The sequence below is a fragment of the Alsobacter soli genome (assembly GCF_003004785.1).
GTDB classification, from domain to species: Bacteria; Pseudomonadota; Alphaproteobacteria; order Rhizobiales; family Beijerinckiaceae; genus Alsobacter; species Alsobacter soli.
Map to the genome: position 1 here is coordinate 199,058 of NZ_PVZS01000005.1, position 24,499 is coordinate 223,556.

18 protein-coding genes and 1 pseudogene are annotated in these 24,499 nt (G+C 69.3%); 5 read left to right on the plus strand and 14 right to left on the minus strand.

The window, feature by feature from the left end; genetic code table 11:
• Positions 1-7 precede the first annotated feature (7 nt).
• The 7 genes from SLNSH_RS06470 to SLNSH_RS06500 are packed head-to-tail and all read right to left on the minus strand — an operon-like array spanning position 8 to position 8,936.
• Positions 8-1,009 carry an FAD:protein FMN transferase gene (locus SLNSH_RS06470; RefSeq protein WP_106335852.1) on the minus strand — a complete coding sequence of 334 codons (1,002 nt, stop codon included), beginning with the start codon at positions 1,007-1,009 and terminating at the stop codon, positions 8-10.
• A gap of 8 nt (positions 1,010-1,017) precedes the next feature.
• Entirely contained in the window at positions 1,018-1,569 is a 552-nt protein-coding gene (locus SLNSH_RS06475; RefSeq protein ID WP_106335853.1) for a nitrous oxide reductase accessory protein NosL, read from the minus strand.
• The gene (locus tag SLNSH_RS06480) at positions 1,566-2,396 is read right to left on the minus strand and encodes an ABC transporter permease subunit (protein ID WP_106335854.1); all 831 of its coding nucleotides are present in this window, start codon (positions 2,394-2,396) and stop codon (positions 1,566-1,568) included. Before SLNSH_RS06480 ends, SLNSH_RS06475 begins: the two co-directional genes overlap by 4 nt.
• Positions 2,393-3,295 (minus strand): ABC transporter ATP-binding protein, encoded by a 903-nt coding sequence (locus tag SLNSH_RS06485; protein ID WP_106335855.1) that lies wholly within the window; start codon positions 3,293-3,295, stop codon positions 2,393-2,395. The genes SLNSH_RS06480 and SLNSH_RS06485 overlap by 4 nt, the downstream gene beginning before the upstream one ends.
• The gene (locus SLNSH_RS06490; protein WP_245422102.1) at positions 3,292-4,680 is read right to left on the minus strand and encodes a nitrous oxide reductase family maturation protein NosD; all 1,389 of its coding nucleotides are present in this window, start codon (positions 4,678-4,680) and stop codon (positions 3,292-3,294) included. Before SLNSH_RS06490 ends, SLNSH_RS06485 begins: the two co-directional genes overlap by 4 nt.
• Positions 4,681-4,683: 3 nt before the next feature.
• Positions 4,684-6,624, minus strand: a complete 1,941-nt coding sequence (gene nosZ / locus SLNSH_RS06495) for a TAT-dependent nitrous-oxide reductase (RefSeq protein WP_106335857.1) — start codon at positions 6,622-6,624, stop codon at positions 4,684-4,686.
• 20 nt (positions 6,625-6,644) lie between these two features.
• Positions 6,645-8,936, minus strand: a complete 2,292-nt coding sequence (locus SLNSH_RS06500; RefSeq protein WP_106335858.1) for a NosR/NirI family protein — start codon at positions 8,934-8,936, stop codon at positions 6,645-6,647.
• Between the two features lie 214 nt (positions 8,937-9,150).
• Between SLNSH_RS06500 and SLNSH_RS06505 the strand changes: the two genes are divergently transcribed.
• The 4 genes from SLNSH_RS06505 to SLNSH_RS06520 all read left to right on the plus strand — a co-directional run bounded on the left by SLNSH_RS06505 (position 9,151) and on the right by SLNSH_RS06520 (position 13,409).
• Positions 9,151-9,975: a ferritin-like domain-containing protein gene (locus tag SLNSH_RS06505; protein WP_106335859.1), complete on the plus strand. Its 825-nt coding sequence runs from the start codon at positions 9,151-9,153 to the stop codon at positions 9,973-9,975.
• A 156-nt stretch (positions 9,976-10,131) separates the two neighbouring features.
• The gene (locus SLNSH_RS06510) at positions 10,132-10,422 is read left to right on the plus strand and encodes a hypothetical protein (protein ID WP_106335860.1); all 291 of its coding nucleotides are present in this window, start codon (positions 10,132-10,134) and stop codon (positions 10,420-10,422) included.
• Between the two features lie 233 nt (positions 10,423-10,655).
• Positions 10,656-11,489 (plus strand): shikimate dehydrogenase family protein, encoded by an 834-nt coding sequence (locus tag SLNSH_RS06515; protein ID WP_106335861.1) that lies wholly within the window; start codon positions 10,656-10,658, stop codon positions 11,487-11,489.
• Between the two features lie 30 nt (positions 11,490-11,519).
• On the plus strand, positions 11,520-13,409 hold the full coding sequence (locus SLNSH_RS06520) for a bifunctional sugar phosphate isomerase/epimerase/4-hydroxyphenylpyruvate dioxygenase family protein (RefSeq protein WP_106335862.1): 1,890 nt from the start codon (positions 11,520-11,522) through the stop codon (positions 13,407-13,409).
• Positions 13,410-13,457: 48 nt separating this feature from the next.
• Here SLNSH_RS06520 and SLNSH_RS06525 read toward each other — a convergent pair whose 3' ends face one another.
• From SLNSH_RS06525 to SLNSH_RS06550, 6 genes are all read right to left on the minus strand, one after another.
• Positions 13,458-14,822: an L-serine ammonia-lyase gene (locus tag SLNSH_RS06525; protein WP_106335863.1), complete on the minus strand. Its 1,365-nt coding sequence runs from the start codon at positions 14,820-14,822 to the stop codon at positions 13,458-13,460.
• Positions 14,823-14,915: 93 nt separating this feature from the next.
• Positions 14,916-15,497, minus strand: coding sequence for a sarcosine oxidase subunit gamma (locus tag SLNSH_RS06530; protein WP_106335864.1), 582 nt, complete (start codon positions 15,495-15,497; stop codon positions 14,916-14,918).
• Positions 15,490-18,495 (minus strand): sarcosine oxidase subunit alpha family protein, encoded by a 3,006-nt coding sequence (locus SLNSH_RS06535; RefSeq protein WP_106335865.1) that lies wholly within the window; start codon positions 18,493-18,495, stop codon positions 15,490-15,492. The genes SLNSH_RS06530 and SLNSH_RS06535 overlap by 8 nt, the downstream gene beginning before the upstream one ends.
• A gap of 178 nt (positions 18,496-18,673) precedes the next feature.
• Positions 18,674-18,979 (minus strand): sarcosine oxidase subunit delta, encoded by a 306-nt coding sequence (locus tag SLNSH_RS06540; protein ID WP_106335866.1) that lies wholly within the window; start codon positions 18,977-18,979, stop codon positions 18,674-18,676.
• 10 nt (positions 18,980-18,989) lie between these two features.
• Positions 18,990-20,240, minus strand: a complete 1,251-nt coding sequence (locus SLNSH_RS06545) for a sarcosine oxidase subunit beta family protein (protein WP_106335867.1) — start codon at positions 20,238-20,240, stop codon at positions 18,990-18,992.
• A 142-nt stretch (positions 20,241-20,382) separates the two neighbouring features.
• On the minus strand, positions 20,383-23,733 hold the full coding sequence (locus SLNSH_RS06550) for a beta strand repeat-containing protein (protein ID WP_106335868.1): 3,351 nt from the start codon (positions 23,731-23,733) through the stop codon (positions 20,383-20,385).
• Positions 23,734-23,804: 71 nt separating this feature from the next.
• Between SLNSH_RS06550 and SLNSH_RS25295 the strand changes: the two genes are divergently transcribed.
• Positions 23,805-23,942, plus strand: coding sequence for a hypothetical protein (locus tag SLNSH_RS25295; RefSeq protein ID WP_245422104.1), 138 nt, complete (start codon positions 23,805-23,807; stop codon positions 23,940-23,942).
• 290 nt (positions 23,943-24,232) lie between these two features.
• Here SLNSH_RS25295 and SLNSH_RS25700 read toward each other — a convergent pair.
• Positions 24,233-24,499: pseudogene (locus SLNSH_RS25700) on the minus strand (hypothetical protein); the annotation flags it as partial.

Consider the following 24,499-nt stretch of genomic DNA (forward strand, 5'->3'; position numbering starts at 1 on the left):
GCCGGCGTCAGGCCGCGATCCGGGTCTGACGCCCGTCGTTTCCGATCAGGAGCACCAGTTCAGCGGCGCCCGCCTGCGCGAGGGCGCGGATCTGGGGCTCCGTCATCACGCAGCAGGCGGTCGAGAGAGCGTCGGCGGCTGTGGCCGTTGGCGCGATGACGCTGGCGCTGGCCCAGGACTGGGCGCATTGCCCAGATGCAGGCGCGAACAGGTGGTTGAATCGGCCCTGGGAATCGAAGCGGAAGCCATAGGGGCCGGAGGTGGCCAGGGCGCGGTCGACCACGGGCAGCACGGCCGCTGCGCGGTTCGGTTCGTCCGGATCCGCGACCGCGGCCTCCCACGGGCGGCCTTCCGGATGGGCTCCCAAGGCGCGGGTCTCCCCCATGTCGACCAGGCTGTGGTCGACGCCTTCCGCCCGCAGGAGGTCCACGACCTTGTCGGTCACGTAGCCCTGGGCGATGCCGTTGAGGGTCACGGCTGATCCCCGTGACAGGCTGATCCGGTCGGGCCCGACGAGCAGTTTGTCGTGGCCTACGAGGTCGACCGCGGCGCGGACCCGCTCCGGGGAAGGACCGGTCGGATCGGCCCCTTCGCGGGCGAAGTGGTTCAGGTAGAGCGCCCAGAGGGGCTGCACCGTGACGTCGAAGGCTCCGGCCGTGAGGCGGCTGAATTCCTGGGCGCGCGTGAGCAACTCCACGAACTCCGGCGGCGGGGCGGCGGCGAAACCTGTTCGGTTCAGCCGGGACAGGTCGGAGGTCTCATCGTAGAGGCTGAACATCCGCTCCAGCCGGCGCACCTCCTGCACGACCTGGCGGATCAGCCGCTCGGCTTCGCCCCTGTCGGTGTGGTGAATCTGCATGGAACACACGGCGCCGAGCGCCTGGCCATGCCACGTGACGAGCTCGCCCGCCGGCCGGGATGAGCCTCGGGCGACGAGCGGCATGACGGCGAGGCCCGCAGCCGCGGCGCTGATCCCGATGAAACGTCTGCGCGTGGGCGATCCGGTCATGGCCGTCCTCAATGGGCTGTGTGGGCGGGGGCCGCCTCAGGCTCGTCGGCCGGCGGCGGCGCCTCCGCGCCGGCGGCGAGGATCTGGTCGCGGGGCACGTCGGCGAAGTCCACCACGGCGCCGCCCTTCTCGCGCGCGAAGCGCTCGGCCGCGGCGCGGTCCGAGAAGGGCACGGCCTCGGGGACGCCCATGCCGCCCTTGGCCGAACCGCCAATCACGAACCAAGCCTTACGGGCGTCAACCCAGTTTTCGGCTCCCGGCTTGTCCCAGGACGGCGCCTTGCCCATGTCCGAAACGTAGATCGCGAGGATGTCCTTCGGCTCTTCCGGCAGCATCGTGTAGGCCAGCGCGTCCCGCGCCGACGAGAACCACACCGGGTCGATGCGGCTCTGCAGGATGATCTGCCCCTTGGGACCGGGGTGCTCCAGGACGTTCATGCCGCAATAGTGGCCGATGGCCTGCTGGTCGAGCGCGAAGGGCTTCGGCGCCTCGGCCGGCTTCTGGGCGTTGCACCCGGCCAGCAGGAGGAGGGCGAGCGCGGCCGCAAGGGCGGTTCTCATAGCTCCCTCCGGGAAAATGACAGGGACGCCAGGCCGAGCGGCAGGACCGTCCATAGCGCGAGTGCGGCGACGAGGGTCGTCGGGCCGAGCGCGGCGCCGCCAGCAAGCCCCGCCATCCCGGAGAAGGCGCTCACATTGGCGAATCCGGCGAGGTTCACAAGCCTATAGACGTCCGTGGGATTGAGCAGCAGCAGGGTGTCCAGGGCCGCGCCGGAAATGACGCGGCCCTGGTCGACGACCAGCAGGCCGAGCAGCGCCATGTCGTAGATCAGCACCAGCGCCAGCCAGATCCCGATGCACACGCCCGCGGCCGTGCCGCGGTTGCCGGCCAGCGCGCTCACCAGGTAGCCCAGCGCGATGAATACGGCGCCGAGCGCGACCGACGATGCGATCATGGCCGCGAAGGCGATCCAGCTGGCCGCGTCGATGGCGGCTCCGGTCGCCAGGAGGGCGACGGCGGCCGCCCCGTAGCCCAGCAGGGTGGCGAAGGCCAGGATGGCGAGGTGCCCGAAGAACTTGCCGAGAACCACCTGCCAGCGGGCGACCGGGTAGCTGAGGAGCAGCAGCATGGTGCCGCGCTCCATCTCGCCCACGATGGCGTCGTGGGAGATGAGCAGCGCGATCAGGGGCAGAAGGAAGATGGTGAGGCTCGACAGGCTGACGATCACCACGTCGAGCGCTCGCACGCCCACGCTGCCTGTTGGGGCGCTTCCCAGGAAGGTGAGGGCCAGCGCCAGGCCCGCCATGAGCAGGGTGGTGGCCAAGACCCAGCGGTTGCGCAAGCCCTCCTGGATCTCCTTGCCGGCCATGATGGCGATTGTGGTCATGCCGCAGACTGCCTTTCGCGCAGGAAGTGGGCGTAGAGCTCGTCGAGCGACGGGGGGATGACGTCGAGATCCGCCGGGGGACAGCCGCCGCACAGGAGTGACCCGAGCGTCTCCATCTTGCGTTCGGGCTGGACCTCGTACTCGAAGGCGCCGTCGCCCGCCGGGCGCCCCGGGCCGAGACCGGCGGCGGCCGGCTGCCCGTCCGCGGTCCGCATCCGGAGGCGGACCGGGAGGCGCGCGATCCGCCGCAACTCGTCGAGCGAGCCATCCGCCACCATCCGGCCGCGGTCCATGATGATCACCCGCTCGGCTCTCTCCTCCAGTTCGCTGAGCGCATGGGAGGACAGTAGAACGGTCGCGCCACCGGCCGCGAGTTCGCGGACGATCTCGTAGAAGCTAAGGCGCAGCGCGGGGTCGAGGCCGGTGGTCGGCTCGTCCAGCAGCAGGACGGCGGGCTGCCCGATGAGCGCCTGGGCGAGCCCCAGCCGCTGCCGCATGCCCTTCGAATAGGTCCCCACGCGCCGGGACGCCGCCGCGCCCAGGCCCACCTTGTCGAGCAAATCCAGGCTCTGCCGGACGGGCTCGCCCTTGAGGCGGGCATAGAAGGCGAGCGTTTCGCGCCCGGTCAGGGCGGCGTTGAACGACACGTTCTCCGGCAAATAGCCCAGCCGTCGCCGGGCCTGGAACTGGCCGGCAGCCGGGTTCTCGCCGAGGACGCTCACCGTTCCTTGCGTCGGCCGGATGAGGCCGAGCATCATCTTCATCATGGTCGTCTTGCCGGCCCCGTTGTGGCCGACCAGGGCGACAGCGCCCGGAGACAGCGCGAAGCTTACGTCCCGGACGGCCTCGACCGCGCCGAAGCGCTTGGTCACCCCGCTGAGCGCGATGGCGTGCTTCACGGCCGTCCTCCGCCGGTTGCTGGTTTGGGTGGCGGCGTAATGAGGGGCCGGGTGTCCACGACCCCGCCGGGCAGGATGGCCGGGAACTGGGCCTGAGCCCACCGGATCACCTGGACCGCGGGGCTATTCACCAGCACCTTGGCGGCCGGCGCGGTCCACAGCACCTTGTCGACGAGGTCGTTGGGCCGGTAGGCCGTGTCGGCGATCCCGTCCCCGTTGAGATCGAAGCCCGGATTGTCGCTCCAGAAGTTGCCGCGCCCCGCCTTGGACCAGTCGAGGTAGCGCGTGCCGACATATTTCACCTGGTTGCGGTTGGCCACGAAGGCGTTGCCGACGACTTCGTTGCCCTCCGAACCGGCGGTGAAATGGATGCCGATCTCACATCCCTCGAACCAGTTGTCGCGGAACCGGTTCTGGTTGGCGTTGTAGATGAACACGCACTTCTCCGGGCCGAGGCGCGCGCCCGAGGAGGCCGCAGCCGGCGCCTCGTCGGCCTTGGGCATCCCGTGCTCGCCCGCCACCCGCAAGCCGCGCCGCATCCAGCGCTCGGCCGGTTGCAGTCCGCCTACCACCCGATTGCCCGTGATCTGCGAGCCATTGGCGTAGTTCAGCACGAGACCCTGGTCGCGGTCGTGGTCGGAGAGGTTGCCGCGCACCACGAGCCGGTTGGAGAACATCAGCGCGTAGCCGACGGCGTTGCCGACCGAGACGTTGTCGCTGATCTCGCTGTCGTTGGTGTACATGTAATGGACCGCGAAGCGCAGATCGTGAAAACGATTGCGGGCATAGACGTTGCGCTTGCTGCTGATGCTGAAGACGCCGTCCCGCCCGAAGCTGATGTCGTTGTCCGTCACCTGGGCGCCGGGCGCGTTCCAGACGGACACGCCGTTACCGGCCTCGTTGATGCGTCCTTCCTGCAGCCCGATGATTACGTTTTTCCGAACGCGCGCCTCTTCGGCGCCGTGCACGTAGATCCCGAACAGGTTTCCCTCGACCCGGTTGTCCTCGACAACCGCCCCCTTCGCCGTCTTTTCGAGGAAGACGCCCGAGTCCATGCCTTCCAGATCCTGGCCCGAGCCGCGCACGACAAGGCCACGAATAACGGCGGCGGGGGCCTCGACGCGGATGACGCTGCCCTTGCCCGGACCCTGCACCACGGCGCCGGGCCGGCCCTCGATCACGAGCCGCTTCCTGAGCACGAGCGGCCCCTGGTGCAGGCCTTCGGCCAGCACCAGGGTGTCGCCCTCGGAGGCCCGGTCGGCGCTGTCCTGGAGCGGAGCAGCGTCGGCCGGCACAAGGATCTCCGCGGCCAGCGCACAAGTCGCAGTGGCGCTGGCGAGCAAGGCCGCCAGTCCCATTCGCCTGAGGATGGCCGCGACAGACATGGCTCAGACGTTCTTCGGCTCGACGAACATCCGCCCCTTCATCTCCATGTGCATGGCATGGCAGAACCAGGAGCAATAGTACCAGTAGACGCCGGGCTTATCGGCCGTGAACGTCACCGAGGCCGTCGCCTGCGGGGCGACCTCCATCTGGATCCCGTAGTTCACGATGCTGAAGCCGTGGGTCAGGTCCTCGACCGCGTCGATGTTGGTGACGTGGACGGTGACGGTGTCGCCCTGCTTGACCGTGAAGCTCTCCAGCCCGAAGGCCGGCGCCGTCGAGGTCATGTAGACGCGCACCTTGTCCCCATCGCGGATGACCTTGTTGTCATCCTCCAGCTTCACGCCGTCGGCCTTCGCCTGCTTCACCGCGTCGGCGAAGAACGGGTCGGCGCGATCCCAGATCGAGATCGGGTTGATCTTCGAACGGTGGACAATGGTCGCGTCATGCGGCTCGGCGAAGCTCGGGCCATCGTGGACGATCACCATCTTGTCGCCGGAGATGTCGATCAACTGGTCGTTCTCGGGCTTCAGCGGGCCGACGTTCAGGAAGCGGTCCTTCGAGAACTTGTTGAGCGAAATTAGCCACTTGCCGTCGGCCTCCTTGGTCTGGCCCATGGAGGTGTGGTTGTGGCCGGGCTGGTAGTGGACGTCCAGCTTCTGGATGATGGGGTCGACCTTCGCGCCCTTGTAGGCCTGCCGGGCCTTCTCGATGTTCCACTTCACCACCTGGCTGTCGATGAACACGGTGGTGTAGGCGTTGCCGCGGCCGTCGAAGGCCGTGTGCAGCGGGCCGAGTCCCAGCTCCGGCTCCGCGACAACCACGTCGCGCGGCTTGATCTTGTCGTCGAACAGGTCATCGAACAGGCGCACGTCCATCACGGTCGCGGTCGGGGCCAGCTTGCCGTTGGCGACGATGTGAATGCCGTCCGGCGCGGTGTTCATGCCGTGCGGACTGTTGGAGACGGGCACATAGCGGGTGAAGGGCGAACCGTGGCGGCCGTCGACCATGGGCACGCCGCCCACCATCTTGGCCTGGCCGTTCTTCACGGCCTCCTCGATGCGCTTGATGTTGAAGATGACCACCCAGTCCTGCTCGTTGGCGGTCATTTCGGCGAGGGTGACGCCTTCTTCCGAGTTGTAGCAGGTCGCGAACGCGTATTTGCCCTGGTAGTCGGCGTCGACGTTGTCGAGGTTGCCGTCGACCATGACCTGCCAGGCCACCTTCATGGTGTCGCCATCCACCGCCGTAAAGATGGCGTGGTACTGCTTGTTGTCGTCGAGGATCTTGCCGTCGTTCGGGATCGGCACGCGGTCCTCGCCGTTGCAGAACACATAGCCCGTCTTCGGGTACTTCTGGACGCGCAGGCCATGCACGGTGTGCTGGTTCGGGAGCTGGATGATCTTGTCGCAGCGCATCACGTCGAGGCGGATGCGCGCCACGCGCGTGTTCGCCTTGTCGTTCACGAAGCAGTAGCGGCCGTCATAGGTGCCGTCCGTGAAGGACAGGTGCGGGTGATGGAGGTCGCCATTGTGGTAGACGCCGCCGCGGTTCTTCAGGAACTCCACTGTCTCGGGCAGAAGGCCTTCGGTGAGCACCTTGCGACTCTGGTCGGTGAGACCCCAGCCCGTGGCGCTGTCGCGGTTGAACACCGGCACCCGCATCAGCTCGCGCATGGAGGGGAGGCCCACGATGCGCAGTTCGCCGGTTTGGCCGCTGGAGAAGAACACGTAGTATTCGTCGAGTTCTCCCGGCTTGACCTCGGTCTTGTTCGGTCCGGCCGCCACAGCGGGGCGGGCCGGCGCGGTCTGCGCCTCGGCTGGGGTCACGCCCTTGCTGATGGCGATCCCTCCGGTCACCCCGGCCGCTCCCGCCGCGGCGACGGCGGCGGTCGTGCCCAGCATCTGCCTGCGGCTGAGTTTCTGGCTTTCGGTGTTGTCGGTCATGGCGAGCCTCCTGAGCTCGGCTAGGGTGAGGGGGAAGGGGAGTGCGGGGATTCGGCGACCGGCACGCCGTTGTGGGCGATGACCGGCTTGTGCCCGGAGCCACCCGCCCGCATGGACGGCGACGACAGCGCCTCGCGCTTCTCCCGCTTCAACCGCACCTGGATCATGTGCGGGCAGCGGTGGTCGTCGTGGTAGAGCTCCTGGCAGTGCATGCAGTAGATGCACTCGTTGACGTTGATGTGCCCTTCGGGGTGTATCGACTGAACCGGGCATTCCTTGGCGCAACGCTGGCAGGGCGAGCCGCATTCGGGCCATCGCCTCAGCCACTCGAAGGTCCGGATGCGGCCCGGAATGGCCAGGGCGGCGCCGAGCGGGCACAGGTAGCGGCAGAAGAAGCGCTCGACGAACAAGCCCGCGACGAGCAGGGCCACGGCGTAGAGCACGTAGGGCCAGTCGCGCATGAACTTCAGCACGATGGAGGTCTTGAAGGGCTCCACCTCGGCCAGCGTTTCAGCCAGCGCGACCGAATACAGGGACGCGCCGAACAGACCCAGGAAGATGATGTACTTGATGGGCCAGAGGCGCTCGTGCAGGCCCCAGGGGAGCTTCAGCTGCGGCACCTTGAGGGCCTGGGCCAGGTTGTTCGTGAGCTCCTGGAGCGCGCCGAAGGGGCACAGCCACCCGCAGAACGGACCGCGCCCCCAGAACAGCAATCCCGCCGCCACGGCCGCCCACAGGATGAAGATAAGCGGAGCGGCGAGGAAGAACTCCCAGTGGAAGCCGTTGATCAGCGCGTTTGTGAAGGTCAGCACGTTGACGACGGACAGCTGCGCGTTCGCGTACCAGCCCAGCCACACCAGCGTGAACAGAAGGAAGGCCCGCCGGACCCAGACGTAGGTCTTCGGGCGCTTCACCAGCGCGTCCTGGAAGAAGAAGATCCCGGTAAGGGCGAGCAGGGCCGCCGCGGTGATCCCGATGGCGACGGGCCTGCCACGCCAGATCTGCAGCCAAAGCGGCTCCGCTTCGTCGGGCGGCACGCCGGCCGTGGGGGTGGGGGCCTGGGCCGGGGCCTGAGCGGCGGGAGCAGGCTGGTCAGGGACCGTGACGGCCTTCTGCTCGCGCTTGACATAGGCGTCCGGCAACGCGTAGCCAACGTCGAAGGTCAGGAACGCCTTGTCGCGCGCGCCCGTGGCGCGCTGGACCAGGAGCTGGAGCTGCCAGGGCTCGGTCGGATCGAGCGTGAACTCCGGCGGCGTCGTGAACAGGGCGATCTCGGGCAGGTCCGGCGCGCCCTCGGCGGCCAGCGAGCCGATCCGGGTGTGGTTGCGATCGCGGAAGCGCGTGCTGGCCCCGTCCTGGAGCAACTCGATGCGATCGAAGATGCCGCCGCGGACATAGCCCGAGCCCTTGAAGGAATAGGCGCCCTGGCCGGCCACGATGATGGCCTGCTGCCCCGGCTTGAGCTGCGCCTTGAGCCGATTGTAGGCGTCGTCGCCCAGCAGGCTGCGCCCGATCGTGGGCGCCGAGGCGAGAGCGACGTACAGGTCGATGAAAGTGTCGTCGGGGTTCCCGGTTTCGGCGTTCGCCGCCGCGGCCGCGTTCCCCGCCTTGGAGAAGGCGTCGCTGACGTCCCCGACGCTGAGGTGGAGACGACGGACGGATCCATCCCCCAGCAGCGTCTGCCAGTCCTTGATTTCGCTCTTCCCGAGGTCAAGCGTCTTGGTCACGGTGGCCGCGGCCGTGGTCGCGCCCGCAGCCGCCTGGCCGCCCAGCCGCCCGCTCCTGATCAGCTTCGTGGCCGATCGCACGACGCTGTCGCCGATCACCAGCACCGTCACGGTCGCGCCGCTCACGATGTCGACCTGCGGCGGCTTCTCGGCCCCGCTGGCGACGGGCTTCATGTCCTTGCCGACCAGGGTGTTGATGGCGGCCAGGATGCGCTTCTCGGGGATGCCGATGAGGACGATCGGCTCCTTGTGCTCGACGAGCTTGAGGCCGGTGATCACGCCCTGCGGGTCGATGCCCACCAGCAGGTTGATGGGCTTCCCGGAGTAGCCGGTCGCGTTCGTGAAGTCGGTGTTGAGATAAACGAAGCCCTTGAGCACATCGCCCGCGAAGACGGGCGTCACCGGCGGGTCGCCCTGGGGCGGGCCGAACCGGTCGGCGCCCCCGAAGAACTCGGAGGGTTGCGCCTTGGCGAGGTATTCCTGGAGCTTGCCGGAGGAGGCGCCGGCAGCCGCCGCGCTTAAAGCGTAGAAAAGGACAGCGAGGAGACACGCCCGCAGGCTTGCGGAAAAGTCCGTCAGGCGCATCGCCCAGTTCCCTGTTCGAAGAGCTTTCCTTCGCACAGGAAGATGACAACTCCCGGACCGGAACAATGGTTCCGCCGGTCGACGCCGTCTTCTCCGATGGGCGATGTGGTGGGCACAGGGGCCAAAGAGCAGGGCGCGGGCGCCGCTTCTTTGCGCAGGGTCAAACTCACCGGTTATGTTGGGGAGTGTCAACTACCTACGCGGGAGCCGCGCGATGCCTTTCCTCAAGACGGAACCGCTCGGGGTCCTTGAAACCCTGGACGAATTGTTCGCTTTGGCTCACGCCATGGAGAGCGAGGCGGCCGCGAAATACGCGGAATTCGGAGCAGCCATGCGGGCGCAGGGACACGATGACCTCGCGGCCGTGTTCGAGGGCATCGCAGCCGAGGAGCGCGGCCACGTCGCGCACGTGGACGCCTGGTCGGAGCAGCGCCTGGGCCACGAGCCCAATCCCGCCGCCCTGCGCTGGCTGGCTCCGCCCACGTTCGAGGAGGAGGACGCCGCCGAGATGTCCGGCTCCAACCTGCTCACGCCCTACCGGGTGCTCACTGTCGCCACGCGCAACGAGGAGCGCGCCTTCGCCTTCTGGAGCTACGTCGCCGCCAACGCCGCGCGGCCGGAGGTGCGCCAGGCTGCGGAGACCATGGCCAAGGAGGAACTCGGTCACGTGGCGGCGTTCCGGAGGGAGCGGCGCAAGGCCTTTCACGCCATGCGAGGGGAAACAGCAACGCCCCAGGCGCGGCAGGCCGCGGCAGACCTCGAACTGCGCCTCGCCAAGGCCTTGGACGAGTCACCCGGCGGCCACTTCGTCGAACTCGCCGCGGAAGCACGAGCCATGGCCGTCGAGTCCCGGAAATTCGGCCTTCAGGCCGGCGGGCCCAAGGATGGCTCCGCCGCGGCGCTCGCCGAGGCTCTGGTCGACGCCTACCTCGAAGGGGTCGACTCCTCGGAGGACGAGGACGAGCTGCACGCCTTCCAGCAGCTTGCGGAGCGCGCGGTGAGACGGTTGGCCGCCCTCAGGTCGCGCCCTTCGACCTGAGCAACCGCCACAGGCGGTCGCGACGCTTCGGGCTTGAAATCGGTTTCTCGCGGAGGGCGCAGAGGCCGTCCCGATCCCTGACCTGGATCAGGCGAAGTGGCGCGCGCGGCGCTATCCTTTCGAGACGACGTTCACGTCAGCGGGAGGACCGGTCCCATGATCAAGCTCGGGTTCGCGCTGCTCGGGATCACCCTGGTCGGCCCGGCGGCCGACAGCGTCCCGCGCTTTGACATCCAGGCCGCGTGCCGCGCCCAAACCTCGTCGCTGAACGGCACCGGCGAGACCATGGGGAATTGCGTGAAGGAGGAGCAAGCCGCCCGGGACAAGCTGGCCGCGACCTGGAGCCATACCAAGCCCAGCAGCCGGGAGATCTGCGTCGGCGAGCAGCAGGGCATTCATAGCTACGTGGATCTCGCGGCCTGCCTGGACATGTACGCCAGCCAGTGATCCCCGCGCCGGCCTTTCGGCTGGGCTCTCCAGGGAGGATTGGTGTTCGTTGACGGACCGCGCCAACTCGTCCAACGTCCCTGCAAAGAGATGGCAAGTCGTCCCGCGTTCGTGAGCAGGACGCCAGGGAGGATCCGTGATCCGTCACCCCCAACCTCGGCGCGCCTCCAAGAGCGTGTCGCGGCGCCCCGGCGCGGCTTGGCGCGCAGCCGTTCCTTCTCGCTGGCGCTGACATGATCAGCGGCCGAACCACCCTCATCGCGCATCTCGGCTATCCGACCGAGTCTTTCCGCGCGCCTATGATCTACAATCCCTGGTTCGAGGAGTGCGGGATCGACGCGGTCGTCATGCCCATGGGCGTGAAGGCGGAGGACTACGCCGCTTTCCTGCGACCGCTGTTCCGGCTCAGCAATATTCGCGGCGCGCTGGTCACGATGCCGCACAAGGTGGCCACCATCGGCCTGGTGGACGAGGTGAGCACGGCCGCCGCCATCGCGGGTTCGGCCAACGCCATCCTGCTGCGGGAAGACGGCAGCCTGCTGGCCGACATGTTCGACGGCGAAGGCTTCGTGCGAGGGATGCGCCGGAAGGGGCGCGATCCCAGGGGCGCGCGGGCCCTGGTGGTAGGAGCGGGCGGCGTCGGCTCCGCCATCGCGGCTTCCCTCGCGGGCGCAGGCGTCGGAGCGCTCGGCCTTTTCGACATCGACGGGCACAGCGCGGCGGCGCTCGCCGACCGGCTCGCGCGGCACTACCCGGCGCTGGAAGTCGCGGTCGGCCAGCGCGACCCTGCAGGCTACGACGTGGTGGTCAACGCCACCCCGCTGGGCATGAAGCCGGGCGACCCGTTGCCTGTCGACGTGGCCAGGCTGGGCCCCGACTGCTTCGTCGGAGAGGTCGTGCTCACGCAGGAGATCACGCCCTTCCTGGCTGCGGCCCGCGAGCGCGGCTGCGCCGTGCAGGTGGGAACCGACATGCTGTTCGAGCAGATTCCAGCCTATCTCGAATTCTTCGGCTTCCCGAGCACGACCGCCGAGAAACTGCGGCAGGTGGCGCGTATTCGCTATTGACGCCGAGGGGCGGACAAGGACGTGAGGACGATGAAGACCTCGATCGCGACCGTTTCGATCTCCGGCGACTTCCGGGACAAGCTGGCCGCCATCGCGGCGGCTGGCTTCGACGGCCTCGAGATCTTCGAGCAGGATTTCGTGGCGTTCGAGGGCGGCCCGCGAGAGGCCGCCGCCATGGTCCGCGGCCATGGGCTCGAGATCCTGCTGTTCCAGCCGTTCCGCGACTTCGAGGGCCTGCCCGAGCCGCTGCGCACCCGCGCCTTCGCGCGGGCCGAGCGCAAATTCGACCTGATGCAGGAGCTCGGCGCAGACCTCCTGCTCGTCTGCTCCTCCGTCCATCCCGAGGCGATCGGCGGCATCGACCGGGCGGCGGCGGACCTTCACGAGCTCGGCGAGCGGGCCGCCGCGCGCGGGCTGCGCCTCGGCTTCGAGGCGCTGGCCTGGGGGCGCTACGTCAACGATCACCGCGACGCCTGGGAGGTGGTGCGGCGGGCCGACCATCCGAACGTGGGGCTCATCCTCGACAGCTTCCACTCGCTGGGACGCGGGATCCCGCCTGACACGATCCGGCGCATTCCCGGGGACAAGATCTTCTTCGTCCAACTGGCGGACGCGCCGGCCATCGACATGGACCTGCTCTACTGGTCGCGGCACTTCCGCAACATGCCGGGCGAGGGCGACCTCGACGTGGTCGGATTCATGCGCGCGGTGATGGCCACCGGGTACCGTGGCCCGCTGAGCCTGGAGATCTTCAACGACCAGTTCCGCAGCGCCCTGCCGGGGCTCGTCGCCTCCGACGGACATCGCTCGCTTTTGGCGCTCATGGATCGCGTGAAGCGGGCCGAGCCCGCCGTGGCGGAGGCGGTGACCCCGCTGCCGGCGCCGGCCTCCGTGGACGCCGTGGAGTTCATCGAGTTCGCGACCAGCGCCGCCGAGGCGCCAGGCCTCGAGACGCAGCTTTCGGCCATGGGCTTCACTCGAGCCGGGAGACACGTGTCCAAGTCCGTGACGCTGTGGCGGCAAGGTGGGATCAACATTCTCGTCAACACGGAGACCACCGGCTTCGCTCACTCGGCGTTCATCAGCCACGGGACGACCGTCAGCGACATTGCGCTGCGCGTTCCGGACGCCTCGGCCACGCTCGGGCGCGCCCTGGCGCTGGGCAGCAAGCGCTTCTCCCAGGCTACGGCTCCGGGTGAACTGCAAATTCCGGCTATTCGGGGCGTGGGCGGGAGCGTGCTGCGCTTCGTGGACGGGATCTCGGACCTGGGACGGCTCTGGGAGGTGGATTTCCGCCTGGAGAAGAACGCGCCTGGGCCCAGCGCCGGGCTCGCCCGGGTCGACCATATCGGGCAGACCATGGCGTATGGAGAGATGCTGAGCTGGTCGCTGTTCTACACGTCCATCTTCGAGGCGACCAAGGCGCCGATGGTGGACGTCGCCGACCCAGACGGGCTGGTGCGCAGCCAAGCCATCGAGACGGCCGGCGGGGCGCTCAGGGTCACGCTGAACGGCGCGGAATCCCGGCGCACGCAAGCCGGGCGCTTCGTTGCCGACAGCTTCGGATCGGCCGTGCAGCACATCGCGTTTGCGGCCGACGACATCTTCGCGGCCGCCGAGGCCCTGGCGGCCCGCGGGTTCCAGGCCCTGGCGATCGGAAAGAACTACTACGACGACCTCGACGCCCGCTTCGGCCTGGAGCCGGAACTCCTCGCCCGGCTGAAATCCCTCAACCTCATGTACGACCGCGACGCGGGCGGCGAGTTCTTCCAGCTCTACGGCCGCAGTTTCGGCGAGGGCATGTTCTTCGAGATCGTGGAGCGGAGGGGGGCATATGCGGGGTACGGCGCCGCGAACGCCCCGTTCCGCACGGCGGCCCAGCGCCGCGCTGCGCGCCCCGGCGACATGCCCCGGATCTGACGCTTCCTTCTTCAGCGCCGGACGCCCGGGCCGGCCATCGCGGGCTGGTCAGCACTCGACCCAGTTCACGGCGAGTCCGCCCTGGGATGTTTCCTTGTACTTGTCGTGCATGTCGGCGCCGGTCTGGCGCATGGTCGCGACCACCTGGTCGAGGCTGATCTTGTGGACGCCGTCCTCCTTGAGGGCGAGGGAAGCCGCATTGACGGCCTTCACGGCCCCAAAGGCGTTGCGCTCGATGCAGGGGATCTGGACGAGGCCGCCGACCGGGTCGCAGGTCATGCCGAGGTGATGCTCCATGGCGATTTCGGCCGCGTTCTCGACCTGGGCGTTCGTGCCGCCAAGGGCGGCGGTGAGGCCGGCGGCCGCCATCGAGGAGGCGACGCCCACCTCGCCCTGGCAGCCGACTTCCGCGCCTGAGATGGAGGCGTTCATCTTGAAAAGCGCGCCGATGGCCGCCGCGGCGAGCAGGAAGGCGCGCAGGCCGTCCTGGGACGCCCCCGAGCACCAATCCCGATAGTAGCGGAGCACCGACGGCATCACGCCCGCTGCGCCATTCGTGGGAGCCGTCACGACGCGGCCGCCCGCGGCGTTCTCCTCGTTCACCGCCATGGCGAAGACGCTGAGCAGGTCGAAGGCCTGGGGGAGCCGGACCTCGTTCATCCGCTCCGCCTCCCTGATGCGGGCGAAGATCGACGGCGCGCGCCGCCTCACCTTCAGGCCGCCGGGCAGCTCGCCTTCCGTCGCGAGGCCGCGGTCGATGCACGCCAGCATGGCCTCGGCGATCGCGTCCAATCCCGCCAGCACGTCGTCCCGCGGCCGCAAGGCCGCTTCATTGGCCAGCGCCATCGCGGCGATCCCAAGGCCTGCTTTGCAACCCATCGCCAGCAGGTCGGCCCCGCTCCGGTAGGGGAACGGCAGCTCGACAGCGGCTGCGGCAGGGGCCGCGCTTTCGCCTTCGCGCACGACGAACCCGCCGCCGATCGAGCACCAGCGCTGCTCCATGAGAAGCCGGCCGCCCGCGTCGTGGGCCGACAGAGAGAGGGTGTTGGGGTGGACTGGGGGGCGGTTCTCGAAGTCGAAGCGGAGGTCGGCCTCGAGGCTGAAGGGCAAGACGCGCCCGTCCCGCAGCGCCAGCCCCTGGCCGGAGCGAACCGCGCTCCAGAGGACTTCGGCACGGTCGAGGTCCACGGTTTCAGGCCGTTCGCCGGCGAGGCCCAGCACGACGGCGCGATCGGTCCCGTGCCCTTTTCCGGTCCAGGCGAGCGAGCCGTACAGAACGGCGGAGACGCGGGCGGTCGGGACGCCCAGGGCGGCGACCGCCTCCATGAACTGCGCCGCGGCCTTCATCGGGCCCACCGTGTGGGACGAGGAGGGGCCGATTCCGATCTTGAACAGTTCGAAGGCGCTGATCATGGAGGCCTCTCGGATTGGGGGCGACCTCACTCGGCGACATGCGGCTGCGCCGCCAAGAACATGAGCCGGCGCCCGGGCGGCGCCAGCGGACATTCAGGCCGCCGCTGCGTTCTCCTTCCGCACGACGTCCAGGATCTCCCAGACATAGGGCGCGAAAGAGCGCCAGACCTCGACGTGGAAGCGCTCCGGACCGGTGCGCCAGAGCACGATTTCGGCCTTTTCGAAGATGGTGCGCGCGCACATGCCGGCCGGAAAGGCCTCCGCCGAGAGGTCGAGGGGCACGGCGGCGTTCAGCGCCAGGGCGGCGCCGGGGCCCTCCACGGCGATCCCCATCTGGCGGTGGGAGACGTCCACGAGGCTGTGCGGGACGCCAGCCATGGCCTGCTCGAGGGCGGACTGGATCGCCGCGGTCTCATGGGCCGCGCCCAGGAGCAGCCACTCGTCGGGGCCGAGCCAGAGGGCGGCGCGGCCGCTGCCTTCGCCGGCCCGAAGGGACGTGGTCGGGATGGCGACCCCGAAAGGCCCGCTCGCCGCTGCGGCGGCTTCGGACCCGCGCAGCACGAAGCGCGAGGCCGGTCCGGCGTCGGCCAGGGTCACGCCTCCGATGGACGTCGTGTCGGCCGCGAAGTCCGCGAGCCCGGAGACGCGCCGGGCGCTGGTGGCGAGGTCAGCCATCGAGGCGGCTCCCGTCCTTGTCGTGGAAGATGGGTTCGGTGACCACGGCCTCGATCGGGCCGGCGGGCATGGGGATGTAGACGCGCGCGCCCATGCGGGCGCGCCCGCGCGCGAGGAGCGCCAGCGCGATCGAGCGCTCGCGCGTCGGGCTCAGGTAGGAGGAGGTCACGTGCCCGAGCGCGGGCTTGCCGCGGATCGGCGTCGCCGTCTCGGTGATCTGGGCGCCTTCCTCCAGCACCACGGCGGGATCCACCGTGAGCAGGCCGACGAGCTGCTTGCGGTCGGCCTTGAGCATGTCGGGGCGGGCGAGGGAGCGCTTGCCGACGAAGTCGGGCTTGGCCTTGCCGATGGCCCAGTCGAGGCCGAGATCGTTGGGCGTCACCGTGCCGTCGGTCTCCTGGCCGACGATGATGTAGCCCTTCTCGGCGCGCAGGACGTGCATGGTCTCCGTGCCGTAGGCGGCCATGCCGTGCTTCTGGCCCTCGGCCCAAATCGCCTCCCAGACCGCCAGGCCGTAGTCGGCCGGGACGTTCACCTCGAAGCCGAGCTCGCCGGTGAAGCTGACGCGGAACAGGCGAGTGGGCGCCCCGCAGATCCGGCCCTCGCGCACGCTCATGTGCGGCATGGCCTCGCGGGAAATGTCGATGCCCTCCACCAGGGGCTCCAGCACCTTGCGGGCGTTGGGGCCCTGGACGGCGATCACCGCCCACTGCTCGGTGGTGGAGGTGAGCCAGACCTTGAGATCGGTGAACTCGGTCTGCAGGTAGTCCTCCATGTGGGCCAGCACGCGCGGCGCGCCGCCGGTCGTGGTGGTGACATGGAAGCGGTCCGGCGCGAGGCGGCCGATGACGCCGTCGTCCATCACAAAACCCTGCTCGTTCAGCATCAGGCCGTAGCGGCACCGGCCCGGCTCCAGCTTGGCCCAGGGGTTCGTGTAGAGCCGGTTCATGAACTCGGCCGCGTCCGGGCCCACGACCTCGATCTTGCCGAGGGTGGAGGCGTCGAAGATCCCCACCGAGCCGCGCACCGTGCGGCATTCGCGCGCCACGGCGGCGTGCATGTCCTCCGCGCCGCGCGGGAAGTACCAGGCGCGCTTCCACAGGCCGACGTCCTCGAACACCGCGCCCTGGGCCTGGGCCCAGGCGTGCGTGGCCGTCTTTCGAACCGGGTCGAACAGGTGGTCGCGCGAGTGGCCGGCGAAGCTGCCGAAGGTCACGGGCGTATAGGGCGGCCGGAAGGTCGTCAGGCCGACCTGCGGCACGGGCTTCTCCAGCGCGCTCGCCGCGATGGCGAGCCCGTTCATGTTGGAGGTCTTGCCCTGGTCGGTCGCCATGCCCGTCGTGGTGTAGCGCTTCACGTGCTCGATGGAGCGGAAGCCCTCGCGCACTGCGAGCTTGATGTCCTTGGCGGTGACGTCGTTCTGGAAATCGACGAACGCCTTCACCTTCTGCGGGTCGCGGTGATGCGGGACGGCGCCGCGGAAGCCGCCTCCAACCGGGGGGATCTCGCCGGTGACAGCGGGCGTCGTGGCGGGAGCCGAGCGGCCGGCCGCGGCCGCGCCGGCGGCCGAGCCCTCCGCGATGGCGGCTGCGAGCCCAAAGGCGCCGTTGCAGGCGCCGGCGGAGGCTGCCGCCTGGATGGGGGAGGAGGCCCCCGGCACGTAGATGCCGCGGGTCTCGTCATAGCGCAGCTTGCCGCGCGACTGGGAGAACAGGTGCACGGCCGGGACCCAGCCTCCCGCCATCAGGACGCAATCGCAGGGCACGCGCTCGACCGGGCGGACCGAGCCGTCCGCGCCCACCTTGCCGATCTCAACGCCCGAGACCCGCAGGCGCCCGGACGTGCCCGTGATCACCGCGGAGGTGACGATGCGCAGCGCGGCTGCATTCGCCGCATGGGCGGCCGCCTCGCCGGGCTCCTCGCGCACGTCCACGATGGCGGCGATCGAGACGCCCGCCTTCGCGAGGTCGACCGCGGCGGCGTAGCCGGTGTCGTCCACCGTGAAGACCACGGCGCGCTCGCCGGGCTTCACGCCGTAGCGGTTGAGATAGGTCCGTGCGGCGCCGGCCAGCATGATCCCGGGCCGGTCGTTGTCCGGGAAGACGAGCGGCTGCTCGATGGCGCCGGTGGCGAGCACGACCTGCCTGGCGCGGACTTTCCACATGCGCTCGCGCGGCGCGTGCGCGGGGAGGATGGCGAGGTGCTCCGTGAGGCGCTGGGCCAGGCCCAGGAAGTTCTGGGCGTAGTAGCCGAAGGCCTGGGTGCGGGTGAGCAGGGTGACGTTCGGCCGCGAGGCGAGCGTCGCCACGGCTTCGGCCGCCCAGGCGACGGCGGGCTTGCCGTCCACCGTGGCGCCCGGCTCGTCCAGGAGGCCGCCGCCCATCTCGGGGTTCTCGTCGCACAGGATCACCCGCGCGCCGCCCTCGGAGGCGGCCAGCGCCGCCGCGAGGCCGGCCGCGCCGGCGCCGACCACCAGTACGTCGCAATGGGCGTAGCGGTGGGTGTAGTGGTCCGGGTCCGGCTCCTTGGGGATCACGCCGAGGCCTGCGGCCTTGCGGATCATGGGCTCGTAGACCGTCTTCCAGGCCGTGCCGGGGCCCATGAAGGTCTTGTAGTAGAAGCCGGCGCTGAGCAGGCCGGGCGGGGCCATGTTGTTCATCTCGCCGATGTCGAAGGCGAGGGAGGGCCAGCGGTTCTGGCTCTCGGCCACAAGGCCTTCGTAGATCTCGACCTGGGTGGCGCGGAGATTGGGCGTGTAGCGCCCGCGGCCGCGGGACACGCCCACCAGGGCGTTCGGCTCCTCGGCGCCGGCGCCGAGCACGCCGCGCGGGCGGTGGTACTTGAACGAGCGGCCCATGAGGTGGACGCCGTTGGCCAGCAGGGCGGAGGCGAGGGTGTCGCCCGCCTGGCCCTCGTAGGCCTTGCCGTCGAAGGTGAAACGGACCGCCTTGGCGCGATCCACGCGCCCGCCGGAGGCCGTGCGGTATGGCTGGCTCATCGGGCGGTCTCCTCGACGCGGCTGTCATCCCCGGCGGCGCGCAGCGCCGGGAAGGGGATCCAGGGGCCTTGGCGAAGCGCTGTGTGCGCCCGTTTTGGGGAGCCCAGTCGCCTGGATCCCCTTCCCCTGCGCGGCTCCGCCGCTCCGGCCGGGGATGACATGCGAGAAGGCGTCGCCATCAACGACCTCCCCCAAGCTCACCCGCCACGACGTCCGGCTTCGGCTCGCCGGCCTTGTAGGTGGCGAGGATCTGGTCCGTCACGGTGTGCCGGATGGCGTTGAAGAAGCGCCCGCAGCCGGACGTGTGGCGCCAGCGCTCGGCGTGGACGCCCTTCGGGTTGGTGCGGAAATACAGGTAGTCCGCCCACTGCTCGTCCGTCTGGGACGACGGATCGAGCGGGCGGGCGATGTGCGCCTCGCCGCCATAGCGGAACTCGAGTTCAGGGCGGTCCATGCCGCAATAGGGGCAGTGAATCAGGAGCATTGTCAGCGCCTCAATGGGCCACGGCGGCCGCGGCCGCCTCGTCGATGAGCCGGCCGGTGCGGAACCGGTCCAGCGTGAAGCCGGCGTTGATGGGGTGCGGCTCGCCGGTCGCCACCGTGTGGGCGAAGACATGGCCCGAGCCGGGGGTCGCCTTGAAGCCGCCGGTGCCCCAGCCGCAGTTCACGAACAGACCCGGGACGGGCGTCTTGCCGATGATGGGCGAGCGGTCGGGCGTGACGTCGACGATGCCGCCCCAGTTGCGCAGCATGCGCAGGCGCCGGACCTCCGGGAAGAGTTCGCAGATGGCGTCCAGCGTGTGAGAGGAGATGTGCAGGCCGCCCGTCTGCGAATAGGACGTGTAGGCGTCCGTGCCGGCGCCGATCACCATCTCGCCCTTGTCAGACTGGGATATATAGGCGTGGATGGTGTTCGACATCACCACGCAGGACATGGCCGGCTTCACGGGCTCGGAGACCAAGGCCTGCAGCGGGTAGCTTTCCAGCGGCATGCGGACGCCGGCCATCCCCATCACCACGCTGGTGTGGCCGGCGGCCACGACGCCGATCTTCCTGGTGCGGATCGGCCCCCTAGTGGTCTGGAGGCCGGACACGGCGCCCGAAGCGTCGCGGTCGATGCCGGTGACCTCGCAGTTCTGGATGATGTCCACGCCGAGCGCGCTGGCGCCGCGGGCGTAGCCCCAGGCGACCGCGTCGTGGCGGGCCGTGCCGCCGCGGCGCTGCAGGGCGGCGCCCACGATGGGGTAGCGGATGTCCTTCGAGATGTTCAGGAGCGGGCAGAACTCCTTGGCCTGCTCCGGCGTCAGCCACTCGTTGTCGATGCCCTGGAGGCGGTTGGCGTGGACGTGGCGCTTGAAGACCTGCACGTCGTGCGTGTTGTGAGCCAGCATCATGACCCCGCGGGCGGAGTACATCACGTTGTAGTTCAGCTCCTGGGAGAGGCCTTCCCACAGCCTCAGGGCGTGCTCGTAAAGGCCCTCGCTCTCTTCCCAGAGATAGTTGGAGCGGATGATGGTGGTGTTGCGCCCGGTGTTGCCGCCGCCGAGCCAGCCCCGCTCGACCACGGCGATGTTCCGCATCCCGTGTTCCTTGGCCATGTAGTAGGCCGTCGCCAGGCCATGGCCGCCGCCGCCGACGATCACGGCGTCATAGGCCGCCTTCGGTTCGGGCGAGCGCCATTGCTCCGGCCAGCCGGTGTTGCCCGACATCGCTTGGCGGAGGAGGGTCAGGGCCGAAAACTTCATGGGCGCACCTCGGTTGAGGTCGCCACCATGCGCGGAGCGGCGAGCGCAGGCGAGAAGATTTCAGACAGAACGACAGGACAATTCCGCCATCCGCCCGGCGGCCTCCCGGCGCGGTCACGCGCCAGGCCGCCGGCGTCCATCGTCAGGCCGCCACCACGTGCAGGTGGGCCAGCAGGGTGGTGTGGGCGTCGTCCGCGTAGATGTCGTAGTTCGTGGTGTTGCCCGACACCGACATCGTGTAGCGGCTGGCCGCGTCGGCGATCGCGATCGTGTCGCCGCCCCCGAGGCTGGTGTTGATGGTCAGGTCCTTGTTGGCGTCCGTCATGGCGGCGACCTGGGCGCCGCTGAGGCTCAGGTTCGCGTTCACGCCGGCCTGGCGGAAGTCGATCACCTCCATATTGGTCACCGCCGCGGCGAGATTGGCGGCCGTGAAACTCGAACCCGAGTTGGCCGCGATGGTGAGCGTGTCCGCCCCGGTTCCGCCGTCCACCTTGGCGGCGATGGTGAGCGAGCTGCCGTCCAGCGTAAAGGCGTCGTTGCCCGCGCCGCCCGAGAGCGTGTCCGCCCCGCCGCCGCCGATGAGGGTGTCGTTGCCGTTCCAGCCGGTGAGGGCGTTGGCGTTGGCGTCGCCCTTGATCCAGTTGGCGGCAGTGGTTGAGCCGATCACGTTCTCGATGCCGGAGAACACGTCTCCCGCCGCGTCACCGCCGGATTGAGCCGTCGAGAGAGTCAGGTCGATGCTGACGCCGGTGCCGGAGTACCAGTAATCGACCGTATCTTGGCCCGCGCCGCCCACGATGGTGTCGGCGCCGAGATAGGGCCGGAAGATGTTGTCGTTGGCGTCGCCGACCAGCGAGTCGGCGCTGCTCGTCCCCCAGACGTTCTCGAAGCCGATCAGCGTATCGCCCTGGGCGTCGCCGCCCAGGCCGACGCCGGTGGCGAGGTTCACGGTGACGCCGGTCGACGAGCCCGTGTAGTCGAGCGTGTCAACCCCGGAGCCGCCGTCCATCGAGTCGGCGCCCCAGCCGCCCACCATGGTGTCGGCGCCGGCGGCGCCGATCAGCGTGTCGTCGCCCGAGCCGCCGTAGAACCAGTTGGCGTTGGCGTCGCCGGTGATCCGGTCGGCGAAGGCCGACCCCAGGACGTATTCGAAGCCGGAGATCACGTCGCCCTGGGCGTCGCCGCCGCTGGCGGTGTTGGCGGAGAGGTCCACCGTCACGGCCGCGGAGGAGGCCGCGTAGTCGAGCGTGTCCGTTCCCGCGCCGCCGTCCATGGTGTCGGCGCCCGCGCCGCCCTCGAGGGTGTCGTTGCCCGCGCCGCCGACCAGGCTGTCGTTGTCGCTGCCGACCGCTCCGCTGGAGAGGACGGGGTTGAGCCAGTAGGCGGAGTCGAAGCCGTTGTTGCCGGCGGAACCGGAGGTGGTGACCAGCTTCAGCTGCTGGTAGCCCGCGACGTTGATCACGCCCGTCGAGAACATCTGGCCCAGGGGGGCGTCCGCCATCTCGAACAGGAGCGTGCTGTCGCCATAGACGCGCCAGGTGACGCCGTCGCCGCCGGCCGACACGTTCTTGATGAAGCTTGCCGAGAAAGTCGTGGCACTCCCGATGTCATAGGTCAGGACGGCTTCGCCGGTCGAGTTGGGGTGCTCGAAGATGTTGTGCTGGTACTGGAAGGGGATTAACCCGCCCGGACCCGGGGTACTGTACTGCAAGATATTCGTCTGCGACGTCGGGGCGATATCCGCGAGCCAGGTGAGTCCGCCGACGAGCCTTTCGTTCCCCGCTCCGCCGATCAGCGTATCGTTGCCCGCGCCGCCCGAGAGCAGGTCGTTGCCCCAGCCGCCGCCGTCGATGCGGTTGTTGCCGGCGTCGCCGTAGAGCTTGTCGTTCCAGACCGAGCCCACCAGGTTCTCAATGCCGGACAGGACATCGCCCTCGGCCGCGCCATTGTGGCCCTTGCCGGCCAGCAGGTCGACGAAGAAGCCGACCCCGCCGGCGGGATTCATGCCGCTGGTGCTGTAGTCGACCGTGTCCACGCCGGCCCCGCCGACGATGGTGTCGGCGCCCAGGCCGCCGATGAAGATGTTGGCGCCGGCGTCGCCGACCAGGGAATCCGCCTGGGCCGAGCCCCAGACGTTCTCGAAGCCGCTGATGATGTCGCCCTGCGCGTCGCCGCCCGAGGCCGCGCCCGTGGCGAGGTTGACCGTCACGGCGCCCGTGGAGGCGGTGTAGTCGAGGGTGTCCACGCCCGAGCCGCCGTCGAGGGTGTCGGCCCCGAATCCGCCCTCGATCGTGTCGTCGCCGGCGCCGCCGGAGATGCTGTCGGCGCCGTCGGCGATCCCCCAGGAGAGGCGCGGGTTGAGCCACATCGCGTGGTCGGCGCCGTTGTTGCCGCTCGTGCCCGCCGTGGTGACGAGCTTGAGCTGCGACGCGCCCGCGACATTGAGCAGGCCGGTGGAGAAGACCTGGCTGCTCGGCGCGTCGACCTTCTCGAAGATCAGCGCGCCGTCGGCGTAGACCCGGAAGGTCGCCCCATCCGAGGTGGACCAGTTGGTGACGAAATCGGATGAGAAGGTGGTCGCGCCACCCAGGTTGTACACGGCCACGGTTTCGCCGGCGCCGCTGTTGGGGTGCTCGAAGATATTGTGGGTGTACTGGGCGGGAATGTAGAGGCTTTCGCCGTTGTAAAAGCTCGTCGCCTTGTTCTGGAACAGATAGGCGTTGGTGAGCGAGGCCGGCTCCTTGTCCGCCAGCCAGGCCTCGCCGCCATTCAGGCGGTCGTTCCCGGCGCCGCCGGCCAGGGTGTCGGCGCCGCTGCCGCCGGCCAGGGTGTCGTTCCCGGCGCCGCCGTCGAGGCGGTTGGCGCCCGTGTCGCCGTAGATCTTGTTGCCCGTGGCGCCGCCAATGACGTTCTCGACGCCCTGCAGCACGTCCCCGTCGTTCGACTTGCCGGTCGCGAGGTCGACGACCTGCAGCATCCGGATGTTGTCGAGGGTTCCGGTGAAGCTGCCGGAATCCGCCTCGATGCCGAGCTTGGAGCCCGTGGCCACGAAGGTGGCCGTGACCGTTCCGGCGCTGTCCAGGACGGTGGACGTATAGACGACGTTGGCGCCGTTGGTGTCGCTGTTGGAGATGCGCAGGCGGGCGCCGGCCGTCATCGTGTAGTCGAAGGTGACCGTGTAGGTCTGCCCCACCACGAAGCCGACATCCTGGGTGAGCATCCGGGTGGCGTTCGTGGCCTGCGCCGCGCCGCTCGTGACGGCGGTGTTGGAGCCCAGCGTCCATCCGGTGGCGGCGGACGAGAAGTCGCCGTTGCTGATGAGCGTCGGGAAGGCGCTGTAGTCCGCCGTGTCCACGCCGGCGCCGCCCACGAGGGTGTCGGCGCCGCTGCCCGCGACGAGGGTGTCGTTGCCGGCGCCGCCGTCGAGCGAGTCGGCGCCGCCGCTCCCGTAGATCAGGTCGTCGCCTGCGCCGCCGCTCAGGGTGTCGCCCACGGCCGTGCTGCTGGTGACGCGNGGCGCCGCCGCTCCCGTAGATCAGGTCGTCGCCTGCGCCGCCGCTCAGGGTGTCGCCCACGGCCGTGCTGCTGGTGACGCGGACGTGGTCCAGGAGCACGTCCCCCGTGGAGCTCGGCGTGGTCTGGGTGAGGGTCAGCGTGGTGCTCGTGCTGGTCGCCTTGAAGGTGGTCGTGAAGGTCTGGTAGCTGTTGATGAGGGCGCCCGTGTTCAGGGATACGGACAGGCCATTGGCGTCGGTGAGCGACAGCGTCGCCGTCTCGGGTCCAGGGCCATTCCAGAACGAAGCGTCGAAGCTCACCGTGTAGGTGGTTCCGACCGTGGTCGCCAGGACCTGCGAGATGGCGTTGCCGGTGGTGTTGTCGCCATAGCCCAGGATCATATAACCGGAGCCGTTGATCCCCGCCGTACCCGACATTGTCCAGCCCGACGGGCCGAGGCTCATCTCGCCGTTGAGGACGAGGTTTTCGCCTGCGATGATGTCGTTCCCGGCGCCGCCCGTGATGATGTTCGCGCCGCTCGCGCCGGTGAGAATGTTGGCGCCCGTGGCGGAACCAGTGAGGTTCTCGATGCCGCTGAGCACATCCGCGCCCGCATCGCCGCCGCTCGACTGGGCGAGGCCGACCCTGTTGAGGTCCACGGTCACGCCGCCGGCCGAGCCGGAATAGTCCGCGAGGTCGGTCCCCGCGCCGCCCACGAGGGTGTCGGCCCCGGTCCCGCCGATCAGCGTGTCGTTGCCGGCGCC